The sequence below is a fragment of the Alphaproteobacteria bacterium genome, assembly GCA_030740435.1.
GTDB lineage: Bacteria > Pseudomonadota > Alphaproteobacteria > UBA2966 > UBA2966.
Genome location: JASLXG010000079.1, coordinates 1 through 20343, shown reverse-complemented (window position 1 = coordinate 20343; position 20343 = coordinate 1). Strand labels below are relative to the sequence as shown.

At 64.6% G+C, this 20343-nt stretch carries 18 protein-coding genes and 1 pseudogene; 13 read left to right on the top strand and 6 right to left on the bottom strand.

Annotated elements, in window-relative coordinates; all coding sequences use genetic code 11:
* Positions 1 to 59: 59 nt before the first annotated feature.
* Positions 60 to 3182: an AsmA-like C-terminal domain-containing protein gene (locus QGG75_09365; GenBank protein MDP6067445.1), complete on the top strand. Its 3123-nt coding sequence runs from the start codon at positions 60 to 62 to the stop codon at positions 3180 to 3182.
* Position 3183: 1 nt separating this feature from the next.
* Here QGG75_09365 and tyrS read toward each other — a convergent pair whose 3' ends face one another.
* The gene (gene tyrS / locus QGG75_09360) at positions 3184 to 4437 is read right to left on the bottom strand and encodes a tyrosine--tRNA ligase (GenBank protein MDP6067444.1); all 1254 of its coding nucleotides are present in this window, start codon (positions 4435 to 4437) and stop codon (positions 3184 to 3186) included.
* Between the two features lie 90 nt (positions 4438 to 4527).
* Between tyrS and QGG75_09355 the strand changes: the two genes are divergently transcribed.
* Positions 4528 to 5616, top strand: a complete 1089-nt coding sequence (locus tag QGG75_09355) for an anhydro-N-acetylmuramic acid kinase (GenBank protein ID MDP6067443.1) — start codon at positions 4528 to 4530, stop codon at positions 5614 to 5616.
* 99 nt (positions 5617 to 5715) lie between these two features.
* On the opposite strand, the pseudogene ugpC reads toward QGG75_09355, so the two are convergent.
* The 4 genes and pseudogenes from ugpC to QGG75_09335 all read right to left on the bottom strand — a co-directional run bounded on the left by ugpC (position 5716) and on the right by QGG75_09335 (position 10438).
* Positions 5716 to 6732 (bottom strand): annotated as a pseudogene (ugpC, locus tag QGG75_09350) (sn-glycerol-3-phosphate ABC transporter ATP-binding protein UgpC).
* 18 nt (positions 6733 to 6750) lie between these two features.
* On the bottom strand, positions 6751 to 8382 hold the full coding sequence (locus QGG75_09345) for a glycosyltransferase family 39 protein (protein MDP6067442.1): 1632 nt from the start codon (positions 8380 to 8382) through the stop codon (positions 6751 to 6753).
* A 134-nt stretch (positions 8383 to 8516) separates the two neighbouring features.
* On the bottom strand, positions 8517 to 9452 hold the full coding sequence (locus tag QGG75_09340) for a sulfotransferase (GenBank protein MDP6067441.1): 936 nt from the start codon (positions 9450 to 9452) through the stop codon (positions 8517 to 8519).
* Between the two features lie 158 nt (positions 9453 to 9610).
* The gene (locus QGG75_09335) at positions 9611 to 10438 is read right to left on the bottom strand and encodes a substrate-binding domain-containing protein (protein ID MDP6067440.1); all 828 of its coding nucleotides are present in this window, start codon (positions 10436 to 10438) and stop codon (positions 9611 to 9613) included.
* A 210-nt stretch (positions 10439 to 10648) separates the two neighbouring features.
* On the opposite strand from QGG75_09335, the gene QGG75_09330 reads away from it, so the two are divergent.
* Positions 10649 to 11374 (top strand): carbohydrate ABC transporter permease, encoded by a 726-nt coding sequence (locus QGG75_09330; GenBank protein ID MDP6067439.1) that lies wholly within the window; start codon positions 10649 to 10651, stop codon positions 11372 to 11374.
* On the opposite strand, the gene QGG75_09325 is transcribed toward QGG75_09330, so the two are convergent.
* Positions 11371 to 12042: an alpha/beta hydrolase gene (locus QGG75_09325; protein ID MDP6067438.1), complete on the bottom strand. Its 672-nt coding sequence runs from the start codon at positions 12040 to 12042 to the stop codon at positions 11371 to 11373. The two genes, QGG75_09330 and QGG75_09325, sit on opposite strands and share 4 nt — an antisense overlap.
* A gap of 276 nt (positions 12043 to 12318) precedes the next feature.
* On the opposite strand from QGG75_09325, the gene cysE reads away from it, so the two are divergent.
* From cysE to iscX, 10 genes are all read left to right on the top strand, one after another.
* The gene (gene cysE, locus QGG75_09320; GenBank protein MDP6067437.1) at positions 12319 to 13062 is read left to right on the top strand and encodes a serine O-acetyltransferase; all 744 of its coding nucleotides are present in this window, start codon (positions 12319 to 12321) and stop codon (positions 13060 to 13062) included.
* Between the two features lie 14 nt (positions 13063 to 13076).
* The gene (locus tag QGG75_09315; protein ID MDP6067436.1) at positions 13077 to 13553 is read left to right on the top strand and encodes an Rrf2 family transcriptional regulator; all 477 of its coding nucleotides are present in this window, start codon (positions 13077 to 13079) and stop codon (positions 13551 to 13553) included.
* Positions 13554 to 13568: 15 nt separating this feature from the next.
* Entirely contained in the window at positions 13569 to 14705 is a 1137-nt protein-coding gene (locus tag QGG75_09310) for a cysteine desulfurase family protein (protein ID MDP6067435.1), read from the top strand.
* A 19-nt stretch (positions 14706 to 14724) separates the two neighbouring features.
* Complete coding sequence (locus QGG75_09305; GenBank protein ID MDP6067434.1) at positions 14725 to 15966, top strand: IscS subfamily cysteine desulfurase; 1242 nt, start codon at positions 14725 to 14727, stop codon at positions 15964 to 15966.
* A gap of 28 nt (positions 15967 to 15994) precedes the next feature.
* Positions 15995 to 16417 carry a Fe-S cluster assembly scaffold IscU gene (gene iscU / locus QGG75_09300; protein MDP6067433.1) on the top strand — a complete coding sequence of 141 codons (423 nt, stop codon included), beginning with the start codon at positions 15995 to 15997 and terminating at the stop codon, positions 16415 to 16417.
* A gap of 35 nt (positions 16418 to 16452) precedes the next feature.
* Positions 16453 to 16785 carry an iron-sulfur cluster assembly accessory protein gene (locus QGG75_09295; protein MDP6067432.1) on the top strand — a complete coding sequence of 111 codons (333 nt, stop codon included), beginning with the start codon at positions 16453 to 16455 and terminating at the stop codon, positions 16783 to 16785.
* Between the two features lie 68 nt (positions 16786 to 16853).
* Positions 16854 to 17483 (top strand): Fe-S protein assembly co-chaperone HscB, encoded by a 630-nt coding sequence (hscB, locus tag QGG75_09290; protein MDP6067431.1) that lies wholly within the window; start codon positions 16854 to 16856, stop codon positions 17481 to 17483.
* Positions 17484 to 17493: 10 nt separating this feature from the next.
* Entirely contained in the window at positions 17494 to 19374 is a 1881-nt protein-coding gene (gene hscA, locus QGG75_09285; GenBank protein MDP6067430.1) for a Fe-S protein assembly chaperone HscA, read from the top strand.
* 32 nt (positions 19375 to 19406) lie between these two features.
* On the top strand, positions 19407 to 19745 hold the full coding sequence (locus QGG75_09280) for a ferredoxin family 2Fe-2S iron-sulfur cluster binding protein (GenBank protein ID MDP6067429.1): 339 nt from the start codon (positions 19407 to 19409) through the stop codon (positions 19743 to 19745).
* Between the two features lie 8 nt (positions 19746 to 19753).
* Positions 19754 to 19951 carry a Fe-S cluster assembly protein IscX gene (gene iscX, locus QGG75_09275; protein ID MDP6067428.1) on the top strand — a complete coding sequence of 66 codons (198 nt, stop codon included), beginning with the start codon at positions 19754 to 19756 and terminating at the stop codon, positions 19949 to 19951.
* Positions 19952 to 20343: the final 392 nt, after the last annotated feature.

The window sequence follows — 20343 nt, the reverse complement described above, 5'->3', positions numbered from 1 at the left end:
CACCGGTCAAGGGCCCCGCGAGGCGACAGAGTCAGACAGGAAAAGGATCACGGCGGGCGGTGATCATCAGGACCGGCAAGCTGTTTCTCAGGCTGGTGGCGGGCTTGGCCGCCGGGCTGGCGATGGTGCTGGCGGTGGCGGCTTGGCTGGTTTCGGCCGGGCCCATCTCGCTGGCCTTTCTGACGCCCTATATCCAGAGGGCACTGAACCCGGAGGCGGGCGAATACTCAGTCGACTTGGCCGACACCATCCTGACCTGGGCCGGTTGGGAGCGCGCCCTCGACATCCGTGTCGTCGAGGTCAAGGTGCTCGATTCCCGCGGCCGCGTCCTGGCCCGGGTTCCCGAAATTTCGCTGGGCCTCAGCGGCGCCGCCCTGTTGCGGGGCGAGGTGGCGCCCACGCGGCTCGACGTTCTGGGCCCCGAGGTGCGCCTGGTGCGCCGCCCCGAGGGCCGCGTCGAATTGGGCTTCGGGGCCGATCCGGCGGTCGCCGAGCAGGGATTGCAAGGACCGCAAAGCGGAATACTACGGGCGCTGGCGGCGCGGTTGCTGTCGGCCGACAACAGCGGCGGCAGTGCTCGCTACCTCAAGCGGATCAGTGTGCTCGGCGCCGACCTGGTGGTCGACGACAGGCCCAGCGGCACGCTCTGGCATGCCCCCCGGATCGACCTCATCCTCAAGCGCGAGCCGGACGGGGTGGTTGCCGATCTCGATGCCGACCTCGAAATCGGCGGTCAAAGCAACCATCTCACGGCCGATGCCGCCTACCGCGCCGAGAGCCAGCGCCTGCAGGTCAAGCTCGGCCTGAACGGCTTCGAGCCGGCCTGGCTGGCGCCCCTGGGCGCGGCCTGGTCGGCGCTGGCGACGGTCGATCTGCCGCTTACCGGCAGCCTGACCTTTTCGTTGGGTCTGGGCGGCAAATTTTCGGACCTTGACTTCGATCTCAGTGCCGGTGCCGGCAGTCTGGAGCTGCCGGGCACCTACAAGCGCCGGCTCACACTTGCCGGAGCGGCGCTACGGGGCCGCCTGACTGACAACTTCACTGCCCTTCGCCTCGACGAGATATTTCTCGATACCGGCGGACCGGTGGTCAATGCCAGCGCCTTGGTCAGTTTCGACAAGGGTAGCGATCCGGCGGCACTGGGCCTCATTCTCGATGGTCAGTTCAGCGACCTGCCGGTCGACCAGCTCGACCGTTTTTGGCCGCCCCAACTGGCGCCCGCGGCACGCCACTGGGTGACCACCAACGTGCGCGGCGGCAAGGTTCCCGCCGCCACCATCAAGGTCCATTTGAAACCTGGCGATTTGGCGGCGGGCAGCTTGCCGGACGAGGCGGTGGATCTGCGCTTTTCCTTCGCGGGTGTTGGGGCGCGCTACCTCCGCACCATGCCTGAACTGGCCCAGGCCACAGGCTCGGCACGGCTGACGGCCGGCGGCATCGATCTGGTCGTGCGATCGGCCCGGGTCGGCGCCTTGGCGCTGAGCGAAGGAACGGTGCACATCACGGGTTTCGACCAGCCGCTGCAGCGGGCCGAGATCGGCTTTGTCGCCAGTGGCCCGGTAGCCGAGGCCTTACGCGTGCTCGGCCATCCGCCCCTCGGCTTCGGTGCCGCCGTCGACCTCGATGCCAAGGCAGCCAGCGGCCAGATGTCGGCGCGGGCGCATTTTGCCTTTCCCCTCAAGGGCGATCTCGAGGTGGCCGACGTGAGCTTTGTCGCGGCTGCCAATCTGGTCGAATTCGGCCTGCCCGAAGTGGTTGGCGGCTTCCCTCTCAGGGCCGGTCAGATGGCCCTCAAGGTGGATGCCGCGGGGCTCACGGTGACGGGCACGGGAGAGCTTAACGGCGTGCCGGTGGGATTGACCTGGCGGCGCCTTTTTAGAAGTCAGGGCTCGGTCACCGGCGCTGTCGACATTCGTGCCCGCCTCGACGATGCCGGGCGCCAAGCCTTGGCGCTGCCTGGTGCACCCTACCTGCGGGGTCCGGTCGCGGCCCGGGCGCGCATTAACCTGAAGGGCTGGCAGGTGCTCGAGGGCGATATCGAGCTCGATCTGGCCGGCACCGAAGTGACAATTCCCGAGTTGGTCTGGTCGAAGCCGGCAGCCCAACCGGGAGAGGCAACGATCGCCCTGCGTTTGGAGTCCGACGGCACCATCCAGATAAACTCCTTCGCGCTCTCCGCGGCCGGCCTGATGGCCACGGGACAGGCCGAGTTGGGCCCCGATCTTTCCTTCCGGCGGCTCGATTTCTCGCGCCTCGCCTTTGGTCAAACAGACGTCTCGGCCTCGCTCAGACCGCTGGCGCCGAAAGGCTACATCGCCGCCCTCGAAGGGGCTTCGTTCGACATGCGGCCCTATCTGGCCCGCGTGCTGGGCTCGGGCCAGGCCGCCGAGCTGCCGCCGCTGCGACTCTCGGCCCGCCTGGGACGCATGATTCTGGGCGACCAGCACGAGCTCAGCAAGATGTCGGGCCGGGCGGTTCACGAGGCCGGTCAGTGGCGTACCCTCGAGGCTTCCGGCGTACTCAGCGGCCAGGCGCCGATCAGCCTCCATCTCGAGAGCAAAGCGAGCGAGCGCCAGCTTTCCATCACCTCGCCCGATGCCGGCGCCTTCGCGCGCTCGATCGGGGTTTTCGACAACGCCCTGGGCGGCCGTCTCGACATCACCGCCGTGATCGATGAAAACCGGCCCGATCGGCCGCTGATGGGCCGCGTGCGCATCAAGGATTACCGCGTCGTCAACGCACCGCTGCTGGCCCGCATTCTGACCATCGGCTCACTCACCGGGGTGGCCGAGTTGCTCAACGGCGAGGGCATTTCCTTTGCCCTTTTCGATGCCCCGTTCTGCCTGCGCGAGGGCCGCCTGACGGTCGATCGGGCGCGCACCTTCGGGCCGGCCTTGGGCGTCACGTTGACCGGCGTCTTCGATCGCCGGCGCCAGATCATCGACATGAACGGCACGCTGGTGCCGGCCTATACGTTCAATTCGGTGCTGGGCAAGATACCGCTCCTGGGCACCCTGCTGGTCGGCCGCCAGGGCGAAGGCGTTTTTGCCGCCACCTTCTCCGTCAAGGGCCCGGCCAGCGGCCCCCGGGTCACCGTCAACCCGCTGTCGGCCCTGGCGCCGGGCTTCTTGCGCGGCATCGTTTCGGGCCAGATTGCCGAGGCGGCCACGGGTTGCAACTGAATCAAACCGGTTTGATTAAGGCGTGTCGCTTCTTGCCGGCCGAGAGCTTGATGACGCCGTCGGGCCGCAGGTCGTCGAGGTTTACGGTCGCTACTTCCGAGGCGATGACGCTGTCGTTGAGGCGGCCACCGCCGCCCTTGATCAGGCGCCTAGCTTCCCCGCCGCTGGCGGCTAGGCCGGCGAGCTGAAATAGCTCGAAGGCGCCGATGCCGGCGGCCAGGGCGGCACGCTCCACCTCCACCGTGGCCAGCCCGGCGCCCACATCGCCGGCCTCGAAGGTGCGCTGGGCGGTTTCCCCGGCCTCGGTTGCCGCCTCGTCGCCCCGACACAACCGGGTCGCCTGGTGGGCCAGGATCTTCTTGGCTTCGTTGAGCTCCTGGCCCTCCAGCGCCTCCAGGCGTTCAACCTCGGCCAGCGGCAACTCGGTGAACAATCTCAAGAAACGGCCGACGTCGCCGTCTTCGGTGTTGCGCCAGTACTGCCAGTAATCAAAGGCCGAGAGCTGGTCCTCATTGAGCCAGACCGCACCCTTGGCGGTCTTGCCCATCTTGGCGCCCGAGGCCGTGGTGATGAGCGGCGTGGTAAGGCCATAGAGGCCGCGCTCGTCGACCCGGCGGCCGAGCTCGACACCGTTGACGATGTTACCCCATTGGTCCGAGCCGCCCATCTGCAAGAGGCAGTCGTGGCGGCGCGACAATTCCAGGAAATCGTAGGCCTGCAGCACCATGTAGTTGAATTCGAGGAAGGTCAGGTGGTGCTCGCGCTCCAGCCTCAGGCGCACGCTGTCGAAGGTCAGCATGCGGTTGATCGAGAAATGGCGGCCGAAATCCCTGAGAAAGGGGATGTATTGCAGCTCGTCCAGCCAGTCGGCGTTGTTCGGCATGATGGCGTCGGTGGGGCCGTCGCCGAAGCTGAGGAAACGGGAGAACACCTGCTTGATGCTCTCCATGTTGCGGTTGATGTCTTCGGCAGTCAGCAATTGGCGCGTCTGGTCCTTGCCCGAAGGGTCGCCAACCTTGGTCGTGCCACCACCCATCAAAACGATGGGCTTGTGGCCCGTTTGCTGCAGCACGCGCAGCAGCATGATCGGTACCAGGCTGCCGACGTGCAGGCTGGGCGCGGTGCAATCGAAACCGATGTAGGCCGGCACGATCTGCTTGGCGGCCAGCGCGTCCAGCTCTTCCAGGTCGGTGCACTGGTGCAGGTACTGCCGTTCGCTGACGGTGCGCAGGAAATCGGAGCGGAGCTTGGTCATGACTTGGGCCAATGACTGAAGTTTGGCGGTGGCCGGGGCGGCGCTCGTGTAACATATACGCCGCTGATCGACAACAAAGGGCAGAAGTTCGTGCCGAAAGCCAGGAACAGGATTTGCACCGCGCTGGGATTGATGAGCGGCACCTCCATGGACGGCATGGATGCGGCGCTGGTGCGCAGCGATGGCGAGGTTGCCGAGGCTTTTGGACCGCTGCTGACGCGGCCCTATTCGGCGGGCCAGCGAGATCTGCTGGCATCGGTGCTGGGCGGTGTCGGTGACTTGGATGCGGCTGGCGCGATGATTACCGAAGCGGCCGTAGATATTGTTGATGAATTACTTGAGAAAACAGGTTTAACATCCAGTGGTATAACAATTATTGGCTTTCACGGACATACTGTTAGTCATCGTCCCGCTGAGCGCATCACATGCCAGATCGGCGACGGCGCGGAACTGGCCCGACAGAGCGGCATCGACGTGGTCGGTGATTTTCGCGGTGCCGACGTGGCGGCAGGCGGCGAGGGCGCGCCGCTGGCGCCGCTTTACCACGCGGCCTTGGCCCGCGACTTGGCGAAACCACTGGCGGTGCTGAATATCGGCGGCGTGGCCAACGTCACCTGGCTGGGCGAAGGCGACACCATCCTGGCCTTCGACAGCGGTCCCGGCAACGCCCTCATCGACGACTGGGTTTACCAGCACAGCGGTCATTCCCTGGATAGCGACGGTCGCCTGGCCGCTGCCGGGCGCCCGGACGAGGCCCTCTTGGAGCGCCTGCTGGATCACGAATATTTCTTGAGAAAACCACCCAAGTCATTGGATAGAAACGATTTTTTGTCTGATTCTCTGGCCGGCCTGAATCTCGCCGACGGCGCCGCCACGCTGACCGCCTTCAGCGCCCGGGCGGTGGCCCTGGCGGCCCGGCATTTTGCCGCTCCGGCGCGGCGCTGGCTATGTTGCGGCGGCGGCCGCCACAATCCGCAGCTCATGAAGGCGCTGGGCCAAGCGCTGGGGGTCCCGGTCGAGCCGGTCGAGGTGGTGGGCTGGCGCGGTGACGCCTTGGAGGCAGAAGCCTTCGCTTACCTGGCGCTCCGCTCGCTGGCCGGCCTGCCGTTGAGCCTGCCGACGACAACCGGCGTGCCCCGGCCGCTCAAGGGCGGCGTGGTGTTTCGCGCGGCGGGCTAGCCGCGCTAAAAAAGGGGGACAGGGATGGACCGCACCCCTAATGTGAGACAGGGAAATTAGGGAACTGTGCCTCTCCCGTTTCCAGATCGGACAGGGGATCTACCGGATGGCCTGCTCTGTCTCCGCGTCGAAGAGATGTGCTCTTTCCAGGGAAAAAAAGAGCTCGATATCGTCGTAGACCTTGGCCCTGGTATCGGGCCCCACGCGAGCGCGGAGGGTTTGGCCCTCCAGGGAGAGCCCCAGGATGACCTCGGGTCCCAGGGTCTCGAGAACCTCCACCGTGGCCACTATCTTTTGCGCCGTCTCGGCGGTATCGCTTGTCGGCGGAACATCCGAAATATCCTCCGGCCGGACACCCATGACGATCTCTTTGCCGGCGTGCTTGGCGCAGGTTGAAGACTTCTCGTCGGGCAGCTTCAGTTTCATGCCCACCAGGTCCAACCAGAAGCCGGAATCCTCGGCAATCAGCTTCCCGGGAAAGAAGTTCATCGCCGGACTACCGACAAAGCCGGCCACGAACCTGGTGGCCGGATGGTAATAGACCTCCCGGGGGCTCCCCACCTGCTGCACCTGCCCATCCTTCATCACCACCAGCCGGTCTCCCAGGGTCATGGCTTCCACCTGGTCGTGGGTGACGTAGATGATGGTGGCGTCGAGTCTGCGATGCAGCTTGGCCAACTCTTCGCGCATGTCGACACGAAGCTTGGCGTCCAGGTTGCTCAAGGGCTCGTCGAAGAGAAAAACGTCCGGCTGGCGGACCACCGCCCGGCCCAGCGCCACGCGCTGCTTTTGTCCCCCGGAGAGCTGTTTTGGCGTCCGCCCGAGAAGTTCCTCGAGCCCCAGGATCTGGGCCACTTCGTCCACCCTCTGGTCGATCTCCACCCTTGGCATGCGACGCAGCTTCAAACCGAAGGCCATGTTCTGGTGCACCGTCATGTGGGGATAAAGGGCATAGTTCTGAAAGACCATGGCGATGTTTCGATCCTTGGGATCCAGGTCGTTGACCAGATTGTCGCCGATGTATATCTCCCCCTCCGTGCTCTCCTCCAGGCCCGCCACCATCCGCAATGTGGTTGTCTTGCCGCACCCCGATGGCCCGACCAGGACCAGGAACTCCGCCATCCCCGAAATGACTTACAACGGTCGGTAAACCCGTACCATCGTCTTGTACCTGAACACCCGGTCCGTTTCGCCGAATTCCCGGGCCAGGCGGTAATCGGCGATCCGCCGCGCCAGGGCCTCGGGCAGGGTAGGGTTTTGCTCGCCTGTAATCACCACCACCGCGCCCGGTGGCGGCCCTGTACCGGCGGCGGGATAGGTTGAAAGGTCGATTTCCCAGGTGAACCTGACCGGCGACGTCTCTGTCGCCTGGCGACGCGGCGCAAGCGTCATGTCATGGTGATAGGCGATCCTCTGGCGCGTGAAAATATCGAGAATCGGAACAGCAACCGAGGGGTTCACCCGGGAGCGTGGCTGCGGCAGCGTGACCACTTCGACCATTTCCGTATCGATTGAATCGAGATAGGCGCCCGCCCGCTGAATATTGACCGCGCTGGTCCCTTGCAGGAATGGAAGGTAGACGAAGATCGCGGTCACCAGCATCGAGGCGACGGTGCACGAAACAACATGTTTGCTTATTCTCGCGTTCCTCATCCCTGCCAGCCCGTAGCCAGCCATCAGGGCGAGCATGGGGAACGCCACGAGGACATAGCGGCTCCGCTCTACCTCCAGAACCACCACCAGCAGCAGCAACATCCAGCCCACGATCACATACCTGAGGTCCCTTTTCCGGACGGCGACGAGAACGGAATACAGCGCCGCCGCGGCGATGAACGGGTGGGTCTGGAATAGAAACGTCGAGGCGTGGCTTTCCCCCCATCGCCTTAGACCCGGCAGCTGATAGCTCTGGAGCATCCGCAACTGCTCCGCGACGACATCGAACTTCATGAACACCACGGCCCCGGCCAGGAGCGCGGCGCCCAGCGCCAGGAGGCCGGCGCGCCGCAAGACCGCGGTCCTGCCGTGGCCGAGGTGGCAAAGGACAATGACGGGAAGAACGCTGAGCATCAACCAAGTCGAGTACTTGGCCAGCGCCGCCAGCGCGATGGCCAGCGAAGCCAGGGCAAGTCGTCCGGCGCCACCGCGCCGCACGGCACCGATAGTCGCGAAGACGGCAAGCGTAAGGAAAAACATGCTCGGCACGTCGACCAGCATCAGCGGCACCTGCGTGAGCAGGTACGGCATGGCGGCGAGCAGCGCCGCCCCGTAGCCCCCGACCTTCTCGTCCCATAGCGCCTTGCCGATCAGGTAGGTGAGGACCACGGTTCCGGAGAACAGCAGCGTCGTAAACACCTGGATGGCCGCCCTCGTCTCACCGACGACGCTGAAAATCAAGCCATGCAGAAAAGGCACCAGGGGGAGGACCGTCCAGGCCGTGATTTCCCGCCCCCACTGGCGCAGGAAGCTGCCGACCCCGTGCAGTTCGAGATGCTTGGCCTGGGCGAAATACTTCGCGGCGTCGACGTTCACCTCGGGCACCCGCCAAAAGATCGCGGCGATGACGAACGAGGCGACGAAGAGCAGCGCCGCGTGGCTGCGCACCGGGAGGGAGAGCCGGGAGACCGGGTAGGCCAGGGAAACGGCGGTCAACAGGATGAGAAAGACCGTGCCCACGTCGACGCCGGCAAAGGCCCACTGCCAACTCGTCAGCCAGTTGTCGTCGAAGGCACGGAAGACGAACAGTGCGAGGAACGCCGTCAGCGTCATCAAGGAAACCAAGAACGCGAGAAAGGCGTCGCTCTCGGCGCCCGAGCGCCCCCGGGAAGGGTCGTCGACGCCGCGCCGGCTCGAGTTGGTGCGGCCATGGTCATGCGGGCTGGGCACGGGGTAAGATTTCGTGCCTATGCGCCCGGTGACGGTCGCCGATACCAGGCATCGTCAAGTTCGTAGCCGAGCGCGATGAGGTAGTCGCCGATAATCTCGCCAACCAGCGCCTTCTCCGCCGCAGCAAAGCCGGCGTGCCAGCGGCCGACGCTCTGGCCACTGACGTCCGCGGCCAGTCCAGGCACCGGGTCGAGGCCGATGAGATCGAAGATGCGTCGCAGCTCGGTTTCGCAATCCCTCGTGAAGTCTTCGTATCGAACCTCGACTTGTCGATCGCTGGGGATGCTCGCCAATCCCTCGCGCGCCGCCTCGACCGTGTGTCGCCACTGCAGGGCATTGAACTCCAGGACCGAGACCTTATCGATCGTCTTCTCCCATCCCGGAAACCGTGCCCCCCAGGCGGCGCGCCCTTTCCACTGGGCCTTGTTCATGTAGCGACGCGGGCGCAGCGACAGGTTGTTCGTCAATTCGAAGCGCAGCGCTTGAAACCGGTTGCGCCAGAAGGGATAGCGTCGAAGCATGCTGCAAGCGAGCCGTGCCATGCGCCGCGGGTCGCCGCTTTCGACCACCTCGCGACGCCGCTCCCAGGCGTGACGCATGGATAAAGTGGCATCCCGCCCGTCGCGCAGCAGATGGATCCAGCGGGCCTCAGGAAACATTCGGTTGATGAACGGAATCCGGTAACTGTTGATCGGCGTTTTTTCGACCAATACAGCGGCGCCCGATTTCCTCAGGAAGCGGTTGAATTCCGCGGTGACGTATCTTTGCACTCTTGGCGTTGCCTGAGCTTCAATACGCGCGTCGTCCTCGCCCGGGCCGAAATAGCGATCCCACACGAAATAGGGTTCATGGAATTGGGCAATCCGCGGGTGTCGGCCGAGAACCTCGGCCAAAAACGTTGTCCCCGAGCGATAAGACCCAACGATAAAACAAACCGCCTTGGAAGAGACCATCGCTATGGATTTCCATGCCACTCCAAAACGGGGATGTGGGAAGCGGATAACCTTGTCGAAGAGTTGCCTCAAGGTATGGCGCTGGCAAGGGCCTGTCAAACGTGGGCGAGGTGGGTTTCCTGGGTCCCGGGACTGGAGTGTCGGCCCTCGATTTCGACCTATGTGCTATCACGCTGGACGATCTCGATATCCAGTTCCACCGCCGCCCTCCCGACCTCCTCTCCCCGCAGCCTTTGGACCAGCATCTCGGCCGCCTTGCGTCCGATTTCCAGGCGTGGCACGCGCACCGTGGTCAGCATCGGTACCACTTGCGATGCTATCTCGTAGTCGCCCCAGCCGGCGATTGCTATGCCGTCCGGCACTGGCAGGTCGCGCCGCCGGCACTCGAAGAGGGCGCCGGCGGCCGGGAAGTCGCTGAGAAAGAAAACCGCATCGACATCCGGGTGACGTTCGACGACCACAGCCAACGCCCTGGCCCCCGCGGACATGCCCAGAGGCCCCTCGTCAGATCTCAGGATCAGCGGCTCCCCGAGGCCGAATTTCCGAACCGCATCGCGGTAGCCATGCTCGCGGTCGCGGATTCTGGCCCGTGCCCCGTCGCTGTGGGTGAAGACACCGCAGACCAGAGCGACCCGCCGATAGCCACGCTCGGCAAGGTGGCGCGTCATCTCCCAGCCAATACGATATTGGGAGTAGCTGACGACCATATCCAGCGGCCGACCGACATAGTCCCAGAGTTCCACCGTCGGCACGCTGGCCCGGGAAATCATCGCGGCGATGGTCGCAGAACATTCGACGCCGGCCAGGATGAGGCCGGCCGGCCGCCAGCTGAGAAGAGTTCGCACCAGGCTCTCTTCCTCCTCGCCATCGTAGTGGGTATTGCCGATCAGCATCTGGTATCCCGCCTCTGCCAAGACTTCGGATACGCCCTGCACGGTTTCGGCAAACAGCGAATTAGCGACGCTTGGTATGATGGTGACGACCACCCGAGTGCGTTTCGACGACAGGCTTCCCGCCATCGCGTTGGGAATGGAGCCGTGCTCATGGAACCCAGGCATTCGACGTTCAGGCAGGCAAAGTGGACAGCCAAGGACTGGCAGAGGTCGATATTGTGGATATCCCTGACCCTCTTCGCGGTCTTTTTCTTCCTTCTGCCGGTGGTCTGGATGGTCTCCTCCTCTCTTACCCCGAACAGCGTGGTACTCGAGTATCCGCCCCGCTGGCTGCCGGCCGAGGTCACCCTGGAGAATTATGTCGAGGTTTTCATGACCCAGCGGACCGCCGGGGTGGGCAGCGCCCTGGTCAACAGCGCCATTGTCGCGATCGCCACCGTGATCTTGACGCTGCTGGTCGATTCGTTGGCCGCCTATCCCCTGGCGAGGATGGAGTTCAGGGGCAAGAAGGGCATATTTCTGCTGGTCCTGGTTGGGCTCATGGTTCCCACCGAGGTGACCTTCGTAACCCTGTTTTTGATGTTTCACTCGGTCGGTTGGCTGGGCACCTATCAGGCGCTGATTCTGCCCGCCGCCGCCAGTCCGTTCGGGGTTTTTCTGTTGCGCCAGTTTTTCCTGGCCATCCCCAGAGACCTCGAGGACGCCGCCCGGATCGACGGCTGCAGCCGGCTGAGGATCCTGTTCACCATCATCCTGCCGCTGTCGAAGCCCGGCCTGGCCACCCTGGCCATTTTCACCTTCCTGCTAAGCTGGAACAACTTCCTGTGGCCGCTGATCGTGATGACCGACCCGGAGAAGATGACGGTTCCGGTGATCCTCACCTACTATGTTGCCTCGTTCCGGGAATCGATGGAGTGGGGCACCCTGATGGCGGCCGCCGTCGCGGCCAGCGTGCCGCCGGTCGTGATCTTCCTGCTTTTCCAGCGACACTTCGTGCGCGGCATCGCGACCACGGGACTGAAGGGCTAACGGCCGGCGATCTTCTTCTTGGTTTTTTTCTTCACGGCCTTGCCCAGGTAGCCGTCGATGATCTTGTTGAGCTCGGTTATGTGGTCGTCGAAGAAGTGGTTGGCGCCGCCGATGGTCTGGTAGTCGATGGTGATGGCCTTTTGGCTTTGCAGCCGGCCCACAAGTTTGCTGGCCTCTTCCTCGGGCACGATGTCATCGGCCGCGCCCTGGACTACCAGGCCGGACGAGGGGCAGGGCGCCAGGAAGGCGAAATCATAGACGTTGGCCGGCGGCGCGATGGTGATGAAACCGTCTATTTCGGGCCGGCGCATGAGCAGCTGCATGGAAATCCAGGCGCCGAAGGAAAAGCCGCCGATCCAGCAGGCCGGGGCGTTGGGATGATAGCTTTGCATCCAGTCCAGTGCCGAAGCGGCATCGCTGAGCTCGCCCAGGCCGTCGTCGTAATTGCCCTGGCTGCGGCCGACGCCGCGGAAATTGAAGCGCAGCACCGAAAAACCCAAGCGGACGAAGCAGTGGTAGACGTTGTAGACCACCTTGTTGTTCATGGTGCCGCCGTGCTGCGGATGGGGGTGCAGCACAAGCGCGATGGGCGAGGTATCGCGGTCGGCATTCTGGTGATAGCGGCCCTCGAGCCGGCCGTCGGGCCCTATGATCGTAACTTCCGGCATGTTTCCTCTGTATTCCTCTCTGTATTCCACTCACCAGCCTTGTGCACCGAAGAGAAGCGGCGTGGCGTTGGTTATCTTCGGCAAAACCCACCCCATCCTATGGTTATGGACGCACTGGGGGCGCCGAATTTCAGAGAAAAACTTGACTGAAATAGTCGGATTACCTATATGGTCTCTTGAGTGCCATGTGACGCCGGTCATGGGGCGGCATCGCGCGGCGGACGGCGGAACATATCATATGGCGGACGCCGCAACATATCATAAACGAGGGCGCCAATGTTCAAGATCATACGCAGCGACATGGATGCTGCCTTCGGTCGCGATCCGGCGGTGCGCTCGCGGCTCGAAATCGCGCTCTGCTATCCCGGCTTTCACGCCGTGGTCATACACCGCCTGGCCCACGCGCTGTGGCGTCGGCGCTGGTATCTGCTGGGCCGCTTCGTTTCGGCTCTGGGCCGCTTTCTCACCGGTATCGAAATTCATCCCGGCGCCGTCATCGGCAGCGGTTTCTTCATCGACCACGGCATGGGCGTGGTGATCGGCGAGACCTCGGTGGTGGGCGACGGTGTGACGCTCTATCACGACGTCACGCTGGGCGGCATCTCGCCGGCCGAGGATTCCACCAGCCAGGTTGATCTCAAGCGCCACCCGACGCTCGAGGACGACGTCATCGTCGGTTCCGGCACCCAGATCCTGGGGCCCATCACGGTGGGCCAGGGCGCCCGGGTGGGCGCCAACTCGGTGGTGCTGAAGGATGTGGCGAAGGGCGCCACCATGGTCGGCATTCCGGCCAAGCCGGTGGGTCTGCCGGCGCCGGCCCAGCAGCCCAACCACTTCGATGCCTACGGCACGCCCACGGACGAGATTCCCGACCCGGTGGCACGCTATGTCGAAAGCCTGGTCGACCAGGTCAAGGCGCTCAGCAACCGCGTCGAGGAATTGGAAAACCGGCTCGAGCATCAGGCCGAGCCTCTGCCGGCGCCCAAGGGGCGGCGGCCGGGACCGAGAACCAACGCTTAACGAGGGGGGTGAACGTGAAGCTCAGCACCAAAGGACGCTATGCCGTCATGGCCATGGCCGATCTCGCCATTCACAGCGCCGGCAAGCCGGTGTCATTGGCGGAAATCGCCCTGCGCCAGGAAATCTCGCTCAGCTACCTCGAGCAGCTCTTCGGCAAGCTCAGGCGCTGTGGCCTGGTGCAAAGCGTACGCGGGCCCGGCGGCGGCTACCGGCTGGGCCGCGAGCCCGAAGAGGTCAGGGTCTCCGACATCGTCGTCGCGGTCGACGAGCCGCTGACCGCGACGCGCTGCATGCCGGGTGCCGCCACCGGCTGCCAGAGCCGCAAGAACCGATGTCTTACCCACGATTTGTGGAATGAGCTGGGTAACCAGATCCAGCTTTACCTCTCATCGGTCAGCCTCGACGATGTCATTCACCGCCGGGTGCTGGGCTCCAGCCGGCTGCAGCCGCTAGGTGATCAGACGCTGTCGCTGCACGAAGCCGCACAATAGAATCCTGTTACCGTCATGTCCGCCACCGCTTACCTCGACTACAACGCCAGCACGCCGATCAAGCCGGCGGTGGCCCAGGCCGTGACGCAGGCGCTGAGGCTGGCTGGCAATCCCTCGTCGCTGCACCGCCCTGGCCAGGCGGCGCGGCGGGCCGTCGAACAGGCGCGGGCCCAGGTTGCCGGCCTGATCGGCGCCGGCGCCGACGAAATCGTCTTCACCAGCGGTGGCAGCGAGGCCAACAACCTGGCGCTGGGCGCCGCCCGGGCGGCCGGGCGCCGGCTCTTGGTATCGGCCGTCGAACATGATTCGGTAAGGCTGGCGGCCGGCCCCGAGGCTGCCGTCATCGGCGTCGACGGGAACGGCGTGATCGACCTCGAGGCACTGGCGGCGGAGTTGTCTCGTGACGAGGGCCCGGCGCTCTTGTCGCTGATGCTGGCCAACAACGAGACTGGCGTCATCCAGCCCGTGGCCGAGGCCGCCGCGATGGCCCATGGCCATGGGGCGCTGGTGCATTGCGACGCCATTCAGGCACCGGGCCGACTGGCGTTCGACGTGACCGAGCTTGGCGTCGACATGCTCAGTCTGTCGGCCCACAAACTGGGCGGCCCGATGGGTTCGGGCGCCCTGATGGTGCGCCGGGGCCTTGCCTTGGCGCCGCAAATCGTCGGCGGCGGGCAGGAACTGGGGCGCCGCGCCGGTAGCGAAAATCTTCCCGGTATCGTCGGCTTCGGGGCGGCGGCCGAATTGGCGGCCGATGACTTGGCGGCAGCCGGCGCCCTGGCCGCTCTGCGCGATCACCTCGAAGAGCGCCTGCGGGCGATCAGCCCCGATATTCGCATCCATGGCGGCGCCGCCGCGCGTCTTGGCAACACCAGTTGTTTCGGTCTGGCCGGCCTGACCAGCGAGGTCCAGGTCATGGCGCTCGATCTCGAGGGCATCTGCGTCAGCGCCGGTGCCGCCTGTTCCTCGGGCAAGCTGGCGCCTAGCCAAGTGCTGGCGGCCATGGGCGTAAAGCCCACCGATGCTGCCGCGGCGATCCGCGTCAGCCTGGGCTGGCAAACCCGGGAAGCGGACATAGATCGTCTGCTCGAGGCCTGGAGTGCCTTGCGCCTGCGGGTCATGGAAGGGGCGGCGCAACGCAGCGCCGCCTGATGGTGGAGGAAAGTCGAGTATGGTTGAAGCAGAGAGCGGCGCCAATATCGAGCTGCCGATTTATATGGATTACCAGGCCACCACACCCCTGGATCCGCGGGTGCTGGAAGCCATGATGCCCTATCTCGGCGCCAAATTCGGCAACCCGCATTCGCGCAGCCATTCCTTCGGCTGGGAAGCCGAGGAAGCCGTCGAAGCAGCCCGGGCCCAGGTCGCCAGCCTGATCGGTGCCACTGCCAAGGAGATCGTCTTCACCTCGGGCGCCACCGAATCGAACAATCTGGCATTGCAGGGCGTGGCACGTTTCTACCGTGACCGGCGCGACCACATTGTCACCGTGGTTACCGAACACAAATGCGTGCTCGACACCTGCCGCCACCTGGAGCAGGACGACGGCATCTCGGTCACCTACCTGCCGGTGGCCGAGAACGGCCTGGTCGACCTGGACGAATTGGCCGCCGCCATCACCGAGCGCACGGTGCTGGTTTCGGTGATGGCCGTGAACAACGAGATCGGCGTCATCCAGCCGTTGGCCGAGATTGGACGCCTGTGCCGCGAAAAGGGCGCCTTCTTCCACACCGACGCGGCCCAGGGGGTGGGCAAGATCCCGCTCGACGTGGATGCCATGAACATCGACCTGATGAGCATCTCGGGCCACAAGATCTACGGTCCCAAGGGTATCGGCGTGCTTTATGTCAGGCGCAAGCCCCGGGTACGCTTGCGTCCCCTGATCAACGGCGGTGGCCAGGAACGCGGCATGCGGTCCGGCACCTTGGCGCCAATGCTTTGCGTCGGCCTGGGTGAGGCGGCAAGTATCGCCGAGCGTGAGATGGCGGCCGAAGCCGAGCGCATCCGTTATCTTTCCGACCGCTTCTACCGGGGCATTGCGGACAGCTTGCCCGATACCTTCCTCAACGGTGACCGCGAACAGCGCTTCCCCGGCAATATCAACCTGAGCTTCGCCTACGTCGAGGGCGAATCGCTGATGATGGGCATGCCTGATCTCGCGGTTTCCTCGGGTTCGGCCTGCACCTCGGCCTCGCTCGAGCCGAGCTACGTGCTGCGCGCGCTCGGTGTCGAGGACGAATTGGCCCACACCTCGATCCGCTTCGGCATCGGCCGCTTCACCAACGAGGCCGAGATCGACTATGCCGTGACCACGGTGATCAACCGGGTCAAGAAACTGCGGGACATGAGCCCGCTCTGGGAAATGGCCCAGCAGGGTATCGACCTCAAGAGCATCGAATGGTCGGGACATTAGGATTTAGAGAATCTGGAGGACGCTACCAATGGCGTACAGCGACGAACTCATCGACCACTACGAAAACCCGCGCAACATCGGCACGCTCGACAAGGACGAGGCCGAGATCGGTACCGGCCTGGTGGGCGCGCCGGCCTGTGGCGATGTCATGCGCCTGCAGATCAAGGTGGCCGAGGACGGCATCATCGAGGATGCCAAGTTCAAGACCTTCGGCTGCGGCTCGGCCATTGCGTCATCGAGCCTGGTCACCGAGTGGGTCAAGGGCAAGACCCTGGACGAGGCGGCGGCCATCAAGAACACCGATATCGCCTCGCACCTGGCCCTGCCGCCGGTCAAGATCCACTGTTCGGTGCTGGCCGAGGATGCCATAAAGGCGGCCGTCCAGGATTACCGCCAGAAGCGCGGTATTGACGTGGACGACGACAATGATGACATTAGAGACAGTGCTTGAGTGCGGCCGGCGGGGGTCGGGTTGGAGATGATGCCATGCCACAGGTGATGACGATCACGGATGCCGCCGCCGAGCAGGTCAAGGCGCTGCTCAGCAAACGCGCCAAGGCAACCGGCAACGTGCGCATCGGCGTGCGCACGGCTGGCTGTTCGGGACTTTCCTACACCCTCGAATATGCCGACGAGCAAGGCGAGTTCGACGAGGTGGTCGAGGACAACGGCGTTACCGTCTTCGTCGATCCCAAGGCGGTGATGTTCGTCGTCGGCACCGAGATGGATTTCGTCAGCGAAAAGCTGCAATCGGGCTTCGTATTCAACAATCCCAACGAAAAAGGCCGCTGCGGCTGCGGCGAATCCTTCCACGTCTAGATTTCTTTCATAGTGATGCCCGTTCGGAGGGCTTCTTCCACCGGGCTTCGTCCAGGAAAACCGCCCCAGTGACAGAAGAGCAACAAACAAGCGGCCAAGCCGCTCTGGCGCCCTGTTGGTCGTGCCATGGCTCGGTCGACCAGCGTGCCTCGTTCTGCCACGGCTGCGGCACCATTCAGCCGCCCCGGCCGGTCGATCATTTTTCCCGACTCGGCCTGGCCCAGTCCTTCGACCTCGACACCGACCAGGTCGAGCGCAACTATTTTTCCTTTCAGCGCCACTTCCACCCTGACCGCTTCGCCACCCGGCCGGCCCGCGAAAAGCAGCTATCCTTGCAGCACGCCACCGACCTCAACGAAGCCTACGGCGTGCTCATGGCGCCGCTCAGCCGGGCCGAGTCGTTGCTCGCCCTGAAGGGCGCGGCGCTGGAAGACGAGGGTGCCGCCAACCGCGATCCGGAGCTTCTGATGGAGGCCATGACGGCCCGCGAGGCCCTGGCCGGGGCAGCCAGCCGCGAGGAAGTCGAGGCCATCGAGAGCGAGAGCCGCGAAGCCAACGCCGGTTGCGTCGAAAAGATCTCAGAGGCCTTCGCCGGCGACGACCTCGAGGCGGCCCAACGGCACTGCCTGCGGCTGCGCTTCCTGGTCAAGCTGGACGAGGAAATCCGGCGACGCAAGGGCGAGCTGGCCCGGGCTTAATGGTTCCCTGATGGTCAAGCTGCTGCAAATCCACGAGCCCGGCGAGACGCCGCTGCCCCATGCCGAAAGTAGCGCCGCGGTCGGCATTGATCTCGGCACCACCAACTCCCTGGTCGCCATGGCCGCCGATAACCGGCCCGAGATCATCACCGATCCCAACGGTGCCGGTCTGGTGCCTTCGGTGGTGGCCTATGAAGGAACGACAGAGGCGACAGTCGGCGAGGCGGCGCGCCGCGCCTTGCTGGACAGACCCGAATCCGTCGTCACCTCGATCAAGCGGCTGATGGGCCGGGGCGTCGCCGACATCAAATCGGTGGCCGGCACGCTGCCCTACGACATCGATGACGAGGCCGCCGAGGGCGGCATGGCGCGGCTGCGCATCGGCCAGCGCCGGCTGACGCCGGTGGAGATCTCGGCCGATATTTTGCGCGCCCTCAAGTCGCGGGCCGAAGGGGCCCTGGGCGCGGCGGTCGACAAGGCGGTGATCACGGTGCCGGCCTACTTCGACGATGCCGCCCGCGCCGCCACCAAGGACGCCGCCCGGCTGGCCGGGCTGGAGGTGCTGCGCCTGATCAACGAACCCACGGCGGCGGCGCTGGCCTACGGCCTCGACAAGGGTGTCGAGGGGCTCTACGCCATTTACGACCTGGGCGGCGGGACCTTCGATATTTCGCTGTTGCGTCTCGAGATGGGGGTCTTCCAGGTCTTGGCTACGGGCGGTGACGCCCAGCTCGGCGGTGACGATTTCGACCACGCCATCGTCGATCACTTCCTCAGCCAGCGCCCCGCCGGCGCCGCACCCCGCGATGCCGCCGAGGCGCGCCTGGCGCTGGCCACGGCACGCCTGGCCAAGGAATGCCTGAGCCGGGCGGAAAGCGGCTCCTGGCGCCTCGATGTGGCCGGCAGCACCACCGAGCACAGCCTCGATGTGGCTTCTCTCGAGGGCCTGATCGGCGATCTCGTCGAACGCACCGTGCGGATCTGCGCAGACGTCCTGGCCGATGCCGGGGTGGCGGCCGAGGCGGTCAAGGGCGTGGTGCTGGTCGGTGGCTCGACGCGGCTTGCACTGGTGCGCCGGCGCGTCGGCGAGTTCTTCGGCCGCCGGCCGCTGAGCGATATCAACCCCGACGAGGTGGTGGCACTGGGCGCGGCGCTGCAGGCCGAAGCCCTGACCCAAGGCTCCGAGACGCTGCTGCTCGACGTAACCCCGCTCAGTTTGGGCATCGAGACCATGGGCGATCTGGTGGAAAAGGTGATCCCGCGCAACACTCTCATCCCGGTGGCCCGAGCCCAGGACTTCACCACCTATCAGGACGGCCAGACGGCCATGATGGTGCATGTGGTGCAGGGTGAGCGCGAACTGGTCGATCAGTGCCGCTCGCTGGCGCGCTTCGAGCTGCACGGCATTCCCGCCCTGACCGCGGGCGCCGCCCGCATCCGCGTCACCTTCGCCGTCGATGCCGACGGCCTGCTTACCGTCAGCGCCCAGGAGGAGACCACGGGCGTGGTCCAGGAAGTGGCGGTCAAACCGAGCTACGGCCTCGACGAAGACGAGATGGCGCGCATGCTGCGGGAAAGCATGGAATTTGCCCAGGAAGACATGCTGGCGCGGCTCTTGCGCGAGGCCCGGGTCGAGGGCGATCGCATGCTGATCTCGTTGAAGTCGGCTTTGGAATCAGATGGCGACCTCTTGGCCGCGGCTGAGCGGGCCGAGGTCGAGCACCACGCCGAGGCGCTCAGCGAGGCCATGACGGGTGACGATCGCGACCGCATTCACGCTGCCATCGCCGCTCTCAACAGGGTCAGCGAGGCCTTTGCCGAACGTCGCATGGACCGCGGCATCCGTGGCGCCCTGCAGGGCGTGGCGGTGGAATCGCTGGATGGGGGCTAGGCCCCTATTTTGTAATAGGAAAAAATTTCACGATGCCCAAAATGACCTTTGTCAAACCCGACGGCAGCCGTCTCGAGGTCGAGGCGCCGGAAGGGCTCAGCGTGATGGAATTGGCGCACAAGAACGACATCGATCTCGAAGGTGCCTGCGAGGGTGCGCTGGCCTGCTCGACCTGCCACGTCATCGTCGATGACAAGTATTTCGACCTGCTGCCCGAGGCCAGCGAGGACGAAGAGGACATGCTGGATCTGGCCTTCGGCCTGACCCATACCTCGCGCCTGGGCTGCCAGATCATCATCAGCCCGGAGCTCGACGGCCTGGTCGTCAAGCTGCCCGCCGCCACCCGCAACATGATGGTCGACAGCGACTGATGCCTGCCATGAAATGGGCCGATGTGCGCGATATCGCCATCGCGCTCGAAGACACCTATCCCGAGGTCGAGATCCTGGGCGTTCGTTTCACCGACCTGCACCGCTGGGTCTGCGAACTGCCGGACTTCGCCGACGACCCCGAAGCGTCGAGCGAAAAAACCCTCGAAGCCATCCAGATGACTTGGCTGGATGAGCGCGACGATTAGAGAATCGCAACCCAGGAAAAGGCCCGAACCGAGCCGGAACGCAAGCAGGACTTGGTAGCGGAAACCGTCATGCTCACTGTGCGGCAAGTGCGGGAATACAATGACCTGGGACTTGAAGATTTTCCCCAGCGCCTGAGTGCTCAGGCCGAAGCCAAGGGTTTGAACGAAACCGAAGCCCGGAAAAATACCTGGGGGAGCGGGTGGCCGGGCGATTCCAACAAAACTTGAAACGCTCTAGGACCCGTTGACATTTAACCCCCATTTCCCAGATGAACTCGTTAATCGATGCCCTGAGATGGAGATTATGCTATAAGAATCAATATGTTGAGGAGTTGATGGAGTGGTTGGCATGGCACACCCGATGGGTGAATCGAAACGGGACGGACTTCGGG